Origin of the sequence: Microvirga sp. KLBC 81, assembly GCF_003075415.1 — a bacterium.
Lineage (GTDB): Bacteria > Pseudomonadota > Alphaproteobacteria > Rhizobiales > Beijerinckiaceae > Microvirga.
Genome location: NZ_QDAH01000061.1, coordinates 1 through 13,898, shown reverse-complemented (window position 1 = coordinate 13,898; position 13,898 = coordinate 1). Strand labels below are relative to the sequence as shown.

Annotated in this window: 12 protein-coding genes; 8 read left to right on the top strand and 4 right to left on the bottom strand. The window is 60.3% G+C overall.

Translation table 11 applies throughout. From position 1 onward, the window contains the following. The first annotated feature begins 189 nt into the window (after positions 1-189). Positions 190-891, top strand: coding sequence for a TetR/AcrR family transcriptional regulator (locus tag DC522_RS25165; RefSeq protein WP_116531343.1), 702 nt, complete (start codon positions 190-192; stop codon positions 889-891). 18 nt (positions 892-909) lie between these two features. Here the strand turns inward: DC522_RS25165 and DC522_RS25160 are convergent, their stop codons facing one another. Continuing rightward, positions 910-1,860, bottom strand: a complete 951-nt coding sequence (locus DC522_RS25160; RefSeq protein ID WP_116531342.1) for a fumarylacetoacetate hydrolase family protein — start codon at positions 1,858-1,860, stop codon at positions 910-912. Between the two features lie 178 nt (positions 1,861-2,038). Here DC522_RS25160 and DC522_RS25155 point away from each other — a divergent pair, with 178 nt between their 5' ends. The 7 genes from DC522_RS25155 to DC522_RS25125 all read left to right on the top strand — a co-directional run bounded on the left by DC522_RS25155 (position 2,039) and on the right by DC522_RS25125 (position 10,557). After that, positions 2,039-3,655 carry a bifunctional 3-(3-hydroxy-phenyl)propionate/3-hydroxycinnamic acid hydroxylase gene (locus tag DC522_RS25155; RefSeq protein ID WP_116531341.1) on the top strand — a complete coding sequence of 539 codons (1,617 nt, stop codon included), beginning with the start codon at positions 2,039-2,041 and terminating at the stop codon, positions 3,653-3,655. 16 nt (positions 3,656-3,671) lie between these two features. Continuing rightward, a complete protein-coding gene (locus tag DC522_RS25150; protein ID WP_116531340.1) occupies positions 3,672-4,784 on the top strand; it encodes a VOC family protein in 1,113 nt (370 codons plus the stop codon). 64 nt (positions 4,785-4,848) lie between these two features. After that, positions 4,849-6,780 (top strand): acyl-CoA synthetase, encoded by a 1,932-nt coding sequence (locus DC522_RS25145; protein ID WP_116531339.1) that lies wholly within the window; start codon positions 4,849-4,851, stop codon positions 6,778-6,780. Then, positions 6,777-7,811 carry an alcohol dehydrogenase catalytic domain-containing protein gene (locus DC522_RS25140; RefSeq protein WP_116531338.1) on the top strand — a complete coding sequence of 345 codons (1,035 nt, stop codon included), beginning with the start codon at positions 6,777-6,779 and terminating at the stop codon, positions 7,809-7,811. Before DC522_RS25145 ends, DC522_RS25140 begins: the two co-directional genes overlap by 4 nt. A 416-nt stretch (positions 7,812-8,227) precedes the next feature. After that, complete coding sequence (locus tag DC522_RS25135) at positions 8,228-8,905, top strand: outer membrane protein (RefSeq protein WP_116531337.1); 678 nt, start codon at positions 8,228-8,230, stop codon at positions 8,903-8,905. A gap of 167 nt (positions 8,906-9,072) precedes the next feature. Then, positions 9,073-9,336: a hypothetical protein gene (locus tag DC522_RS37415; RefSeq protein ID WP_116531336.1), complete on the top strand. Its 264-nt coding sequence runs from the start codon at positions 9,073-9,075 to the stop codon at positions 9,334-9,336. Positions 9,337-9,384: 48 nt separating this feature from the next. Then, a complete protein-coding gene (locus tag DC522_RS25125; RefSeq protein WP_165820304.1) occupies positions 9,385-10,557 on the top strand; it encodes an alpha/beta hydrolase in 1,173 nt (390 codons plus the stop codon). A 400-nt stretch (positions 10,558-10,957) separates the two neighbouring features. Here the strand turns inward: DC522_RS25125 and DC522_RS25120 are convergent, their stop codons facing one another. The 3 genes from DC522_RS25120 to DC522_RS25110 all read right to left on the bottom strand — a co-directional run bounded on the left by DC522_RS25120 (position 10,958) and on the right by DC522_RS25110 (position 13,777). Next, entirely contained in the window at positions 10,958-11,362 is a 405-nt protein-coding gene (locus DC522_RS25120) for a hypothetical protein (RefSeq protein WP_133239365.1), read from the bottom strand. A gap of 149 nt (positions 11,363-11,511) precedes the next feature. Further along, positions 11,512-12,012 carry a hypothetical protein gene (locus DC522_RS25115; protein ID WP_116531334.1) on the bottom strand — a complete coding sequence of 167 codons (501 nt, stop codon included), beginning with the start codon at positions 12,010-12,012 and terminating at the stop codon, positions 11,512-11,514. 139 nt (positions 12,013-12,151) lie between these two features. Beyond that, the gene (locus tag DC522_RS25110; RefSeq protein WP_116531333.1) at positions 12,152-13,777 is read right to left on the bottom strand and encodes an FMN-binding glutamate synthase family protein; all 1,626 of its coding nucleotides are present in this window, start codon (positions 13,775-13,777) and stop codon (positions 12,152-12,154) included. Positions 13,778-13,898: the final 121 nt, after the last annotated feature.

Genomic DNA, 13,898 nt, shown 5'->3' with positions numbered 1-13,898 from the left:
GCCCGGGTGCGAGAGACGTCCGAGACGGGAGCGAAATCATTGGCGAAGAGCACAGGCCCAAGATCGCAATCGGCGCCGGTCCCGACGGCATTGGAGGCCAGGCGACCAATGCATTGCGACTGGCATTGTCAGTCTGGACGTTATCGTCATTGTGACTTATGTACAATATGACATTGGAAGCTTTGAGCCATGGCAAAGATCGATCCGCTCCGCCGAGCCGAAATCGGGCGCGAGAAGCGCGCGCGAACCCGTGCTCAGCTCGTCGCCGCCGCCAATTCGCTTTATGCGAGGCAGGCGGTGGAAACCGTCACCGTCGATGACGTGGTCCGGGAGGCTGAGGTTGCGAAGGGGACTTTCTATGTCCATTTCACCGGACTTGACGCACTGAACGCAGCAGTCGCGGAGGAGCTGGTCAGATCCTTGGACGAATTGCTGCAGCCGGTCAGGCTCTCTCTTGACGACCCCGCGCTCCGTATTGCGTTCGGATGCAGCTCATTCATTGACAAGGCCCTCGACGACGCTCGATGGGGAGCGCTGACCTCGAAGTTCCTGCTGGCAACTCCCCAATGGGGCGAGGTCGTCCGACGCCGCCTCCTCGAGGACCTCCAGCAGCTCTCGAAGGCCTTGCCACGCGGCGAGGCGTCTGCCGAGCTCAATCTGGAGATCGTCATCGGGATTATTCTCCAGCTGACGCGCGCCCTTGGCCAAGGCAGGCTGTCATTCCGGGATCGTAACCCGGCTATCGCCGCAATCCTGCGGGCGATCGGCCTTGATGCTCGGCAGACGAGATCCGTTCTCGCGCGCTTGCCTGCTCCCCAGAGGGACGCATCCCGGACCAGATCGGGGCGCTCGAAGCCGCAACCGAAGCGCACGACCGACAGCGCCGCCTGACCTTGCGGGCCACTTGCCTCAGGCAACGATCTCGGTGATCTGTTCGCCGAGATCGAGTGAGCCGTCGCGGCTCCAGATCCGTGCGTTGATGCGGTCGCCGGGTTTCAGATACTGGGGTCGGCGTCCCTGCGACTTGAGAAACAGCTTCCAAAACCTGCGCTCAGGCAGCAGTTGCAGCAAACGCCGCACAGGAGGGGGCGGCACGCGAAGCGCACAGCCGCTCGGCGTGCCCGTCAGGAGGACATCCCCGGGAGCGATGTTGGCGAAGGTGGACAATTCGGAAATTGTCTCGGCAGGTTTGAACACGAGAGCGGAGGTATTGTCGCGCTGCCGCACCGTTCCATTCACTGAGAGCTGGAGTTCCAAGTCGTCAATTCTGTGGAACTCTTCCCTTTCCAGAACGGTGAGCCAGGGGCCGATCGGACAAAAGCCGCGATAGCTCTTTCCCTTGAAGAATTGCGTCTGCGGCAATTGGACATCGCGCGCGCTGAGATCGTTCGCGATCGCGATGGCGAAGACGTAGTCAGCCAGCATGTCCGGGGTGACAGTCACTGCGGAGGAGATCGGCCGGCGGAAGACCAGGGCGAGCTCGATCTCGTAGTCCAGCAGCGTCACATGGGACGGTCGTGCGACGGCCTCCTGTGTCGAAGCGATCGAAGCGTCGGACTTCGTGAAGAACATGTTGAATACTTTGGCATCCGGATTCATTCCGGATTCGATCATATGCTGGCGGTAGTTCGCGCCCTGGCAATAAATCCGGCAAGGGGTGGTGATCGGCGACAGGATCCTAACGTCCTCAATATCGACACTCGGCGTCTGCTCTCGCGCGTAACGCCAATCGGCTTCGCCTTGTTCAATCAAAGCCGCAGTGGTTGGATAGGCGTCGGCGAGCGGTGTGATCCCCCCCTCCGACACCACTCCCCACCACGCTCTGTCCTGCTTCTCGAAGTGCACGAGATTGGTCGCCATTTTGACCTCCCTTGATTGTCTGCCCGAAGATCGCGCCGTTGTCTTCTCATGCCTTCAGGTCTTCCAAACTGCGGGGCGCGCTGCCGCAGGGCCTGTTCTCATATTGACTATTTAGTCGTTATGACTAAATTGTTCAAGTATAAGCTGGCGGCCAACAAGCCAGCAGGAGGAAGCGCAAATGATACCGGAACCCGTCGCCCGACCAACGTCGTGGGCAGAAGTTGACGTCGCTGTCATCGGAGCAGGCCCCGTGGGCCTGATGATGGCGAATCTGCTTGGTCATTCAGGCGTGGAGACTGCCCTCCTCGAAGGCAGCGAATGTCTTCGCGGCATCCCGCGGGCCATTGCTTACGATGCCGAGACGTTGCGGTCATTCGCTATGGTCGGTCTTTTCGACGAGATCGCGCCCGAACTCGTCCAAGGTCCGCTTGTTCGCCACATCAACGCCCGCGGCCGCACCTTGATGGAAATGCATCCGCTTGCTTGCGGACCTCACGGGCATTCCACTCTCGGCACCTTCTATCAGCCGCAGTTCGAGAAAGTCCTATTTCACGGATTGTCGAGGTTCGCCAACGTCAGGGTATTGTTCGAGCACACGGTGGTGGGCCTGCAGCAATATAGCGATCACGCGGGCCTCTTGGTGTCGACGCCGGATGGATTACGCAACATTCGTGCGAAATTCATCGTCGGGTGTGACGGCGGAACAAGCCAAGTGCGAGACATGCTTGGTTCGAAGCTCATCGGCTCGACCTTCGCGCAGCACTGGCTCGTCGTCGATGCGATCGTCCAGGATCATGATGTCAAGAGGATCAGCTTTCACTGTGACCCGCGGCGCCCTCGTGTGGAAATCCCGGCCGTCGGCGACCGCGTCCGTTGGGAGTTCATGCGGCTTCCTGACGAGAGCCATGAGGAACTGCTTGAGGATGCCAGGATCCGCTCGCTGATCGCCGACAATTTTGGATATCGTTCGATCAGGATCGAGCGGAAGGCCGTCTATACATTCCATGCGCGCGTTGCTGATCGCTGGCGCAACAATCGCGGGTTCCTCGCCGGCGACGCCGTTCATCTGATGCCGCCCTTCGCGGGCCAGGGGATGAACAGCGGCATGAAGGATGCGGTCAATCTCGCATGGAAGATTGCCACCGTCGTCAAGGGGCTCGCGCCGGCAGCGATCCTCGACAGCTACGAGGCCGAGCGGGCTCCCGTGGTCCGCAGATTGGTCAACGTCTCGCGCCGTCTCGGCTTCCTCATCATGCCGACAAGCCGGGGCATCGCCATGGCGCGGGACGGCGTCTTTGCCTGTCTCAACATGTCGCGCCGTTTCCGCGCCTTCATCGGCCGCGGCGGCGTGCTGCCGCCGCCCGCTATCGGCCGCAGCGCGCTGACCACCGAAGATAGGGATCCGTTGATCGGTCAGATGATGCCGCAGCCTTGTGTTCGATCAACGCAGGAAGCGGTGCCGTTAGACACGCTTCAGACCTGCCACCAGTGGCTGGCGCTCGGTATCGGGGTCGATCCGATCAGCATGCTGTCGCCGCGCGATCTCGCCATCCTCGAAGCTCTTGGCACGCGTTTCGTCTGCCTGAATGGCCACGACGAGCGCATCGTGGCGACGGCGGTGCAATGCGATGACCCTTCCTTTGCGATGTGGGTGAAGCGTCATGGCGTTCGCGCCCTCCTCGTCCGTCCCGACCGCTTCATCGCCGCGCGCCTTGATCCACGAGCGCAGGATCTGACTGTCCTGAACATGTTCGCGGCGTGCAGCCCCAAGGCTGCGCCTCGGATTGCGGCCTAGCCCGAAGGAATCGCCGATGTCTCTCCAAACCGCTGTCAAGCATCGCCCCGGCAGCATCGAGCTGCCGCGCAGCCCTTCACCGCTGGTGAAGGCGCGCGAACTTCTGTTTGCCCACTTTGAACGCCCCGACCTCGATAAAGCCGAGGCCTATCTTCGCGACTTCGGGTTGGTTCGCGCCGAAAAAAGGGACAACGAGCTGTTCATGCGCGGCACTGGGTCGAGACCCTATATCTACCGGGTCACGCGCGGGCCTCGAGCCCGTTTTCACGGTCTCGGCCTTTCGGTTTCGGCGGCGGAGGATCTCGAAACGCTGTCCAAGGCTTTCGGCACTTGCGTAGAGCGTGCCGACGGACCGGGCAGCGGGTTTGTGGTGCGCCTGCGCGATCCCCAAGGCGTTGCGGTGGACGTTCTGCACGGAATGACGCCAAGCACGCCTTTGCCGGTCCGTCCGCCAATCCAGCACAATGCTCCTTATCATATCATTCGCGTCAACGACACCCAGCGCCCGAAGTTCGAGCCGCCGCAGGTCACGAAGCTCGGGCACCTCGTCCTGGAAACGCCGGACTTCGATCGAAGCGTGCGCTGGTACATGGACACGTTCGGCTTCATCCCATCCGATGTGATGTGCCTGCCCGACGGCACGCCGATTGCCTCCTTCATGCGCTTGGATCGCGGCGCCGAACCTACGGATCATCACACCCTCTTCGTCTCCACGGGGCTGGAGTCGAAGGTCGATCATGTGGCTTTCGAGGTCATCGATCTCGATGCCGTAGAGATGGGTCAGCAGGTGATGATGGCGAGCCGCTACCGGCATGCCTGGGGTGTCGGCCGCCATCTCCTCGGGAGCCAGATTTTCGACTACTGGCGCGATCCGTGGGGCCAGAAGCACGAGCATTATGCCGATGGCGACCTGTTCGATGCCGACCAGCCGCCTGGCTACCACCTGATGGATCGCGAAGGGCTCTACCAGTGGGGGCCTGATCTGCCGGATGATTTCATTGATGCCCGGCTGACCCCACGGCGTCTGTGGAAGCTGCTCAAGATAGCTGTCAACGACCGGGCACGTTTCAAACGAATGCTTGCCTTGAAGGACAGCCTCTCCAGGCCCAGCCGCAAGTGGCAGCGTTGATGTTGCCATCCGCTGCCGCGACCTCGTCCGCTGTTTCCTCACTGTCGCACAGGTAACGTGACCGATGCCGATCCGAAGCATTGCCGATATCGAAGCCATGGAGGCGCTGCCGCTCGCAGATCGCGGCTTGCCTCGGACAACCTATGAGGCGCTCGCCGCCACCGCCCAGCGTACGCCCGACGCCAAAGCGCTCTCCTTCTTTCTGGCATCCGACACCTATGATCACGTATTCACATGGTCCTATGCCGAATTGCTGGCCGACGTCACCCGCGCTGCGAATGCGTTTCACGCTTTCGGTGTCAGTGCCGACCATCCGGTCGCCTTCGTGCTACCAAACCTGCCGGAAACCCATTTCACAATCTGGGGTGGCGAAGCGGCCGGCGTCGTATTCGCGATCAATCATCTGCTGGATCCCAGCCAGATCGCGGAACTGTTGCGCGCTGCACGCGTGCGGGTGCTGGTGACCTTGGGGCCTGCGCCCGGTATCGATCTATGGACGAGGCTCGCGCCACATCTTCAGATGCTGCCAAACCTTCGAATCGTCGCTTGGGTCGATCTATCGAGATACGCAGGAGGTGCGGTGTCTCTGTCCAGAGACGAGGAGCCGGATCTCGCTGAATTTGGATTCGACATCGTCGACTTCCGGCGAGCTCTGCAGGAACAGCCGTCGGATCGGCTCGTCGCGCCGCAACGGATCTCGCCATCCTCGACGTCATCATACGTCTGCACCGGCGGCACGACAGGTCTGCCCAAGATCGCGGTCCGCACACATGGCAACGAAGTCTTCGATGCGTGGTCCACGGCCCAGATCCTCGGTCCCAGAGCCGCGCCGCGCACCTTCTTCTGCGGGCTGCCGCTCTTCCATTCCAACGCGCAGATCGTCACCGGACTCTTGCCCTGGATGCGAGGCGATCACGTCGTGCTCGGCACGCCCGAGGGCTATCGGAGCAAGGGGGTCATGACCCGGTTTTGGGAAATCGCTGCCCAATTCCGCGTCTCGATGTTCTCCGGAGTGCCGACGATCTATGCCGCGCTGCTCGACCTGCCGATCGGAGACAACGATATCTCAAGCCTCGAGTTGGCGCTGTGTGGCGCGGCACCCATGCCGGCTAGGCTGATCGAGAGCTTCGAGGCCAAGACCGCGATCAAGATTTTGGAGGGCTATGGGCTGACCGAAGGCACCTGTGTCTCATCGGTCAATCTGCCGGAGGGCGAGCGGCGCCCCGGGTCGATTGGAATGCGCATTCCGTATCAGCAGATGCGGGCTGTCATCCTCGACGATGCCGGGCACTTCCTGCGTATGGCGGAAACCCACGAGATCGGAACGCTCGCGATCAGAGGTCCGAACGTCTTCTCCGGCTATCTGGATGACCGGCATAACAGGGACGTGTGGATCGACATCGATGGGGAGCTCTGGCTCAACACCGGGGACCTCGGTCGAGAGGATGAAGAGGGACGCTTCTGGCTCTCAGGTCGACGCAAGGAACTCATTATCAGGGGTGGGCACAACATCGATCCGAAGCTGATCGAGGACGCCCTGCTCAAGCATCCTGCTGTGGCGTTGGCCGCTGCAATCGGAAGCCCCGATGCCTATGCGGGCGAGGTTCCGGTGGCCTATGTACAAACGCAGCCCGGCGCAACGGTCACGGACCGAGAGCTGCTCGACTTTGCGGCCGCGAGCATCCCCGAGCGCGCTGCGGTCCCGAAGCAGGTGAACATCGTGCCGGCGCTGCCGATGACAGGTGTTGGCAAGATCTTTAAGCCGGCCCTGCAGCAGCTTGAGGTGGAGGCCGTCGTCCGCGCTGAGGCGCTGAAAACCGGCACGACCATTGCCGATATCGAGCATGTCCGCAATGCGCAGGGAGTGCCCGTGATCCGAGTCCGGACCGAGGCCGGAGCAACAACCCTTCAGGCGGAACTCGATCGCTATGCACTCCAATCGGAAGTGTTGGAAGGACCCAGCGGACCTGACGCTGGTGAGGAAACGAAATCATGAACATGATCACGACAACAGCCAAGGCATCGATGTGTCTCGGTCCCAGCAGCGGCGGCGGATTCGTGATGAGGCAGATCCCTCGTCGAAAGCCTGCGGCTGACGAGGTCGAGGTCGCCGTGGCGGCAGCCTCGGTCAATCCAATCGATGTGCACCGCGCCCAGGGCTATGGCCGACGGCTGCTCTCGCTTCTCGGCGCCAGCAGGTTTCCGATGGTGCTCGGCAACGACCTTGCCGGAACCGTTACGTCCGTGGGCACCGGAGTGTCGAGATTTCAGCTCGGCGACTGTGTTTACGGATTGAAGCCAACCTCGGCGGAGGGAACCCATGCCAGCCATGTCCTGGTCAAGGCGAACTACCTCTTACCTGTACCCGAAGGGCAGGATCCTCTTGCACTCGCGGCGCTTCCCTACTGTTTTGTGACGATGTGGCTAGCAATCTCCGGAGCGGGACTCACGCGAGAGAATGCGTCAGGAAAGAGCGTGCTGGTCCACGGTGCCGCCGGCGGTCTTGGAACCCTGGCGTTGCAGATGCTGTCCGAATGGGGCGCAAAGGTCACGGCCATCGCCTGGCCTTCTAACTTCGACGCCTGCATCGGAGCTGGGGCTGCCGACGTTGTCGACTGCACGAAGAAGCCGTTCGCTTCGTTGGGCCGCTCGTTTGATGTGACGCTCAACTTCGCCACCTGGGACGACGATCTTCTATTGCTCGGCTGCCTGCGCGACGGCGCGCTCGGTCACGCGACGACGGTGCATCCGATGTTGCGAAACTTCGACGAACTCGGTTGGACGCGCGCGGTGCTGAGTACCCTCTCTGACAAGAAACGTCACCGGAGCACGTTGCCCAAAGGGGTCAAGCATTACGCGTGGACCCTCTTCCGACCGGATGAGGCGGCCCTGTCCGAACTGCGTCGGCTTGTCGAACAGAATGATATCAGCCTTCCCATCGGCCTGATCAGATCACTTGAGGACGCAGCCGAGGCTTTCGAGCACGTCAGCAAAGGTAAACCCGGGCGGGCGCTTCTCAAGCCCTGATGCCATGAGGTCAAGCTGTAGCGCCCTTGTGAGGCATTGATCCATTACGAGTCAGTAAAACGTTCTCAATAGGCTTGTTACGTTCATGAGCGTGTCGCTCCCTGGAGATCAACGGCGTAGCTTGTTATCATGAGCTCGTCTTTCTGCTCCGGGTACCGCTTTTCGCTGACCTCATTGGACCAGCTGGTTCAGTTTCAGCAATTCAGCGTCTGGAGAAACCTCTGGTTTCCGATTGCCAAGCCCCTGCCGCAACGCCGCCTCCAGTCATTGATATGCTTTCCTAATCGTAAGACGAAAAACAATATATTGGACCTGAATAGCGTTTGCGGCGAAGTTTGCCACGCATCCAGATGAGGCCGATGCCCAGCGCATCCCGCACCTCCTGATGTCAGTCCATCTCACTGAAAGGATAAGAAATGAGAAGGGGACTCAACACTCACCTCGCCGCCTTGGCTGTCGCTGCCATCCTCGGAACGGCCGCTCACGCGGCCGACCTTCCCTCCCGCTTCGCTCCGGCTCCGGTCGTGGCGGCTGCTCCGGTCTTCACCTGGACTGGCTTCTACGCCGGTGTGAACGCCGGCTATGGTTGGAACACCAATGACGATGACGTGGTGATCAACGGAACAGCATACGAAGTCGACGACGAGGGCGGCTTCGTCGGCGGTGGCCAGGTCGGCTACAATTATCAAATCGGCTCCTTCGTACTCGGTCTCGAGACCGACATCCAGTATGCTGACATCGGTGGCGACAACAACATCCCCAGCCTCAACAGCGACGGCGATGACGACAATTGGTTCGGCACGGTGCGCGCCCGCGCAGGTTACGCCTTTGATCGCGCTCTGATCTACGCCACCGGTGGTCTGGCTTACGGCAAGATCAGTAATGGCTTCAGCAATTCGGATGACACGAGTGTCGGATGGACTCTCGGTGCTGGTGTCGAGTACGCCTTCACCGACAACCTGACCGCCAAGGTCGAAGGTCTGTACGTCAACCTCGAGCAGGATGACGACGACCTTCCCGTCGTCGCGGGCAGTGATGAGACCGAGTTCGGCGTGATCCGCGCCGGCCTGAACTACAAGTTCAGCACCTACTGAACGATTCACGTGCAGAAAGAGCAGCGCCCGCCGCTTCGCCGGGCGTTGTTCTCAGCGTGGACATTCGGGGCCGAACGCTCACTTGTCCGGGTTAGGCCCAAGTCTCAGAACCAAACAATTTTGCTTCTCTAAAGGCAACCTGATTAGCCCATTGCCAGGATCAGTCCATGCGCTGCTATTTCCATCTTGTAAATGACCAGGAACTCTTGGCCGATTCATACGGCATTGAGGTCACAGACCTCGCGATGGCGCATGCTGAGGCTCTCCGAGCGATTCAGGAACTGCTGCAGGAAGATCCAGCGCTGGAGCATGACTTGATCGGCTGGAGCTTGGTTGTTGCAGACGGTGCTGGAAAGTCCCTCCTGTCACTTCCTCTCGGGGGATCAGTGCAGTCCGACCTGGCGAGTAGATTAACCTCGTGCCTGAACTAAGACACGTCCGTGTAGCCTGATCATTTGAAACAGCAGATAATGAAACCGATGGTCAAAGCGTCAGGGGCGCCCCCAACACCGCGCATCCTACAGCAAACCCTGCGCCTCGTCGCCATCATTCCCCTTTGCATGGGTGTGATTGGATGTGCGGGCTTGCCCAAAGGGGTTCTGGCGCCGATTCCGGCGACCATTCCAGGTGCCTCGCAAGTAAACCTTCTTGTCGCGACCACACGTGCCCCAGCGTCGGATCCAGCGGTCCTGTTCTCGGGTGAGCGCGGACAGGGACTACGCACGACTGAGATCACAGTCTCAATCCCTCCGGAGGAGAACCGGCAGGCCGGACAGGTGCAATGGCCGAAGCGCCTACCTCCAGATCCTTCGACAGAGTTCGCGACGACAAAGGTCAGGAGCTTGTCTGACCTCGGCCAGATTCGTGGATGGTTGAATCAGCATCTTCCGCGCAGCCGTCGCGTCCTGATCTTCGTGCACGGGTTCAACAACCGCTATGAAGAGGCGGTGTATCGCTTTGCCCAGATCGTCCACGACTCCCACGCTGACGTCGCGCCGATCCTGTTCACCTGGCCCTCGCGGGCCAATGTCCTCGATTACGCCTATGATAGAGAAAGCACGAACTACTCCCGGACGCAGCTCGAAGAGGTTTTGCGGCGCGCTGCTCAGGATCCGTCGGTCGACGATGTCACGATCATGGCTCACTCAATGGGAAGCTGGCTTGTGACCGAAGCCCTGCGTCAGATGGCGATCCGCGACGGCCGTGTCGCGCCAAAGATCAGGAACGTCATTCTTGCCGCACCGGATCTCGACATCGATGTCTTTCGCCGTCAGTCGCAGGAACTGGGTCCGTCCCGCCCAAAGCTCACGCTTTTCCTATCCCAAGACGATCAGGCCCTTGGCGTCTCGCGCCTTATCGGTGGCGAAGTCGATCGGCTCGGCCAGATCAACCCGGCGGCCGAGCCCTATCGGTCCGAACTGGAGAAAGCCGGTGTGACCGTTCTTGATCTGACAGCCCTCAAGAGCGGCGATCCTCTCAACCATGGCAAGTTCGCGGAAAGCCCTGAGGTCGTCCGATTGCTCGGCGAGCGGCTCGTGGCCGGGCAGACAATTTCGCAGAGCAAAACCAGTGTTAGCGGCCAATTGGAGGCCGTGGCGGAGGGAGCGGCGCAGACCGTAGGAAGTGCCGCTAGCCTTTTCAGTCTCCGCTGACCATTTTGTCACGCTCAGAGTTGCGTCGATAGGTTCAGGGAGCGTCTTGGTCCGTAATCATGACAGTACTGTCTCCCCGCACTCCAAAAGGTTTTTCGATGTATCAACGGAAAAAGTCCCGCCGTAATCCGCGCGACAACGAAATTGAGTTTCTGAGAGAGCTTACCCGCGGCCCCAGGGCTGTCATCAGCGGCCCTTTGGGCCTTTGTCTCAAGAGAGGCTGGTGCGCACGAACTCCAAGTGACGGCGCGAGTTCATCCGACTTGAACGGACCTGCTCTTTATGCCATCACGCCGGAAGGACTGGACGCACTCAGGCGGGCAACGAGGCAGGTCTAGCCATCGTGCGGAGCTGGCGGTCCGCGTCAGCGAAAAGTGGATTCCACTTTATGCCCGATGCTCTAGCGGCGTGTACGCAGTTCCGTGACGGCGGCAGACAGACCCGCTCGGTACTTTTCGAGCAGCAGCGCCATCACGTTGCCTGCTCCTGTTCTCCCGATTCTCCCAACCAGAAAACTGCTCAGCCTATCCTCCCGTGTCTGGCAGCCCTCAAAGGCAGCCTTTGCGAGAATCTCTGAATCCTGCCGCGAATGGATCCTTTCTCTTACGAACGAGGCGGCGCAAGCCTGCCATTGGTCGTTCAGAGTCCTTGCTTCCTCATAGACGACGAGGGGATCGAACTCGTCGGCAAAGACAGGAGGCCCTGCAACCAGTGAGGCGATCATGGGGCAGACGAGAAGCGCAACGCGCCAGTCTGTCTTGGGGGAGCGGATGTATGGACTAGCATCCTCGCGATGTCGCCTCATGAACAATAGCATTTCGAATACCTGTCCGTGCCCCACCCGGCCTTTTGGGGATTGAGCAAAAATGAAAATCCATCGCCGCGTCGCCGGCATGATCCGGGCTTCTATGCCGCTGACCAGATACGCGGTGAAGGCAACCCGCGACTTTACGGCTACTCGCCGCGCTTCACACGAATCCATTCGTGCTTAAGGATACCTTGCAGGACTTGGGTGATATCGCGGCTGATGGCCTCGATGCGGTCCTCGACGCCATCGTCCAGCAATGGAGAGCGAAGCTGGTCGATCCCCTCCTTCATCAAGGTATTGAGCTGCTGATGGTCCTGCTCGAGCGGGTTGAGCATGAGCTCGATCTTGGAAACGGTCCGCAACAAGTTCTCCACGCGCCTGGATAGCTCGGGATCCTTTGCGATGATGAGGCCCGTCGGCTCCTCCAGAGTCTGGCGGAATGCGGCCGCAATCAGAAGCTGCGAGTTGAGGCTCGCCACAAGGTCGCGCATCGTATCGATCCACTTCTGGCGATTAACCGACAGCACGTTGGCCTTGAACTCGAACTTGGCGATCCGCGTGTTGACGAATGGTCCGGCGATCGACGCGATCATTGCCGTCGAAGCCGAAATGAGGGTGATCCATTGCGGATTAAGGTCCATGGCCATACGCCTCTCTCGTGGTAATGGTCTCGCCTGAATTCTTGATGCGGCGTTCAGGGTACCCGGGAAGGGAAGAACGTGATTTGACAGTCCTACAGTCGGCATGTGCCGGCCCCGGGTCTTCTCATGAACATAGCCCTCTTACCTATGCCGCAGAAACCGCGAACCTGTCCGGACGCGCCAAGGCCCAGGAGCTCGCATAGAAAGGATGATCGCTCCTGTTGCCGAGCAGCTCCCCAGGCTCGAGATAGGGAAGCAGTTGCGAGAACAGCTTGATCTCAGACGAACTGATCCGCCGGGCCAAATGATGGGGCTTCAAATCAGAGGGACGGTTCAACCCCGCCGCGGCAAGAAGCTCGGCGAGAGTGTGCATCGTGTTGCTGTGAAAGTTGGCGACCCGCTGTGCCTTGTCAGGGACAACGAGAGCGCGTTGCCGCAAAGGGTCTTGCGTGGCGACACCGGTCGGGCATTTGTTGGTGTGGCAGCTTTGGGCCTGAATGCAGCCGACGGCGAACATGAAGCCCCTGGCAGAATTGACCCAGTCGGCCCCAATGCCAAGGGCACACGCAACATCGAATGCCGAGATGATCTTGCCGCTGACGCCGATCTTGAGGCGGTCGCGCAGCCCTGCTCCGACAAGAGTGTTGTGCACCAGCAGCAGGGCGTCGCGCATAGGCACTCCCACATGATCGGTGAACTCGAGCGGAGCTGCGCCTGTCCCGCCTTCCGCTCCATCAACGACGACGAAGTCCGGCACGATCCCGGTCGCAATCATCGCCTTCACGATGGCCATGAACTCCCACGGGTGCCCGACAGCGAGTTTGAAACCGACGGGCTTTCCACCGGAGAGACTGCGGAGCTTTGCAACGAACGCCATCATTTCAACAGGGGTATGAAAGCTGCTGTGGGCTGCGGGCGAGATGCATTCCTGGCCGACTGGGATCCCGCGGGTCTGGGCAATTTCCGGACTGACCTTGTGGCCGGGAAGAATGCCGCCGTGACCTGGCTTGGCACCCTGACTCAGCTTGATCTCGATCATTTTGACCTGATCATCCGACGCCTGCTCCGAGAAACGCTCCGGGGAGAAGCTGCCGTCCTCATTGCGACAACCAAAGTACCCACTGGCAATCTGCCAGATGAGGTCGCCACCATGGCGTCGATGATAAGGGCTGATACTGCCCTCGCCGGTGTCGTGAGCGAAGCCTCCGATCTTCGCGCCCTGGTTCAGGGCCATGATCGCATTGCCGCTCAGTGCCCCAAAGCTCATGGCCGAGATGTTGAGGATAGAACCCGAGTAGGGCTTGACGCACTGATCGTTGCCGATGCTGATCCTGAATCCTAATGGATCGGCCGCAAGTGTCGGCTGGATGGAATGACCGATGAACTCATGGCCATCTGAGTACGTATCCACAAGGGTTCCGAAGGGGCGCTGGTCAGGCTCGTTCTTGGCCCGGGCATAGACCAAGGTTCGTTGGGTTCTTGAGAACGGCAGCTTTTCGAAATCGGTCTCGAGGAGATATTGCCTCAGTTCCGGCCGTACGGCTTCGATCAGAAAGCGGGCATGTCCGATGATCGGATAGTTGCGCGTAATGGCATGTTTTTTCTGGAGCATGTCATAGCTGCCCAGCAGCGAGAGCAGACCGAAGGCCGCAGCCAGAGTCAGACTGGCGGGTTGCGGATCGGGAACGAGGATGAGGGCGCACGTCACGGTGACACAGCCAGCAAATGCGGCGTATCGGCTGACAAGGGAGAGGTTGTGTATTTCGCGCATGGCTTTATCTCTGCAGAGCCTTGCTTCAGCCCCGTCGGGCGAGCGTCACGTAGTCGCGCAGCGGCGCGCCAGTGTAGAGCTGGCGCGGACGGCCGATGCGCTGGGACGGATCCTCGATCAT

What these genes read in the sequence shown, in the direction of transcription:
- DC522_RS25125 (WP_165820304.1), top strand. Translation starts at nt 9,385, where the DNA reads ATGGTCAAAGCGTCAGGGGCGCCCCCAACACCGCGCATCCTACAGCAA.
- DC522_RS25115 (WP_116531334.1), bottom strand. Translation starts at nt 12,012, where the DNA reads ATGGCCATGGACCTTAATCCGCAATGGATCACCCTCATTTCGGCTTCG.
- DC522_RS25145 (WP_116531339.1), top strand. Translation starts at nt 4,849, where the DNA reads ATGCCGATCCGAAGCATTGCCGATATCGAAGCCATGGAGGCGCTGCCG.
- DC522_RS25140 (WP_116531338.1), top strand. Translation starts at nt 6,777, where the DNA reads ATGAACATGATCACGACAACAGCCAAGGCATCGATGTGTCTCGGTCCC.
- DC522_RS25165 (WP_116531343.1), top strand. Translation starts at nt 190, where the DNA reads ATGGCAAAGATCGATCCGCTCCGCCGAGCCGAAATCGGGCGCGAGAAG.
- DC522_RS25160 (WP_116531342.1), bottom strand. Translation starts at nt 1,860, where the DNA reads ATGGCGACCAATCTCGTGCACTTCGAGAAGCAGGACAGAGCGTGGTGG.
- DC522_RS25155 (WP_116531341.1), top strand. Translation starts at nt 2,039, where the DNA reads ATGATACCGGAACCCGTCGCCCGACCAACGTCGTGGGCAGAAGTTGAC.
- DC522_RS37415 (WP_116531336.1), top strand. Translation starts at nt 9,073, where the DNA reads ATGCGCTGCTATTTCCATCTTGTAAATGACCAGGAACTCTTGGCCGAT.
- DC522_RS25110 (WP_116531333.1), bottom strand. Translation starts at nt 13,777, where the DNA reads ATGCGCGAAATACACAACCTCTCCCTTGTCAGCCGATACGCCGCATTT.
- DC522_RS25135 (WP_116531337.1), top strand. Translation starts at nt 8,228, where the DNA reads ATGAGAAGGGGACTCAACACTCACCTCGCCGCCTTGGCTGTCGCTGCC.
- DC522_RS25150 (WP_116531340.1), top strand. Translation starts at nt 3,672, where the DNA reads ATGTCTCTCCAAACCGCTGTCAAGCATCGCCCCGGCAGCATCGAGCTG.
- DC522_RS25120 (WP_133239365.1), bottom strand. Translation starts at nt 11,362, where the DNA reads ATGAGGCGACATCGCGAGGATGCTAGTCCATACATCCGCTCCCCCAAG.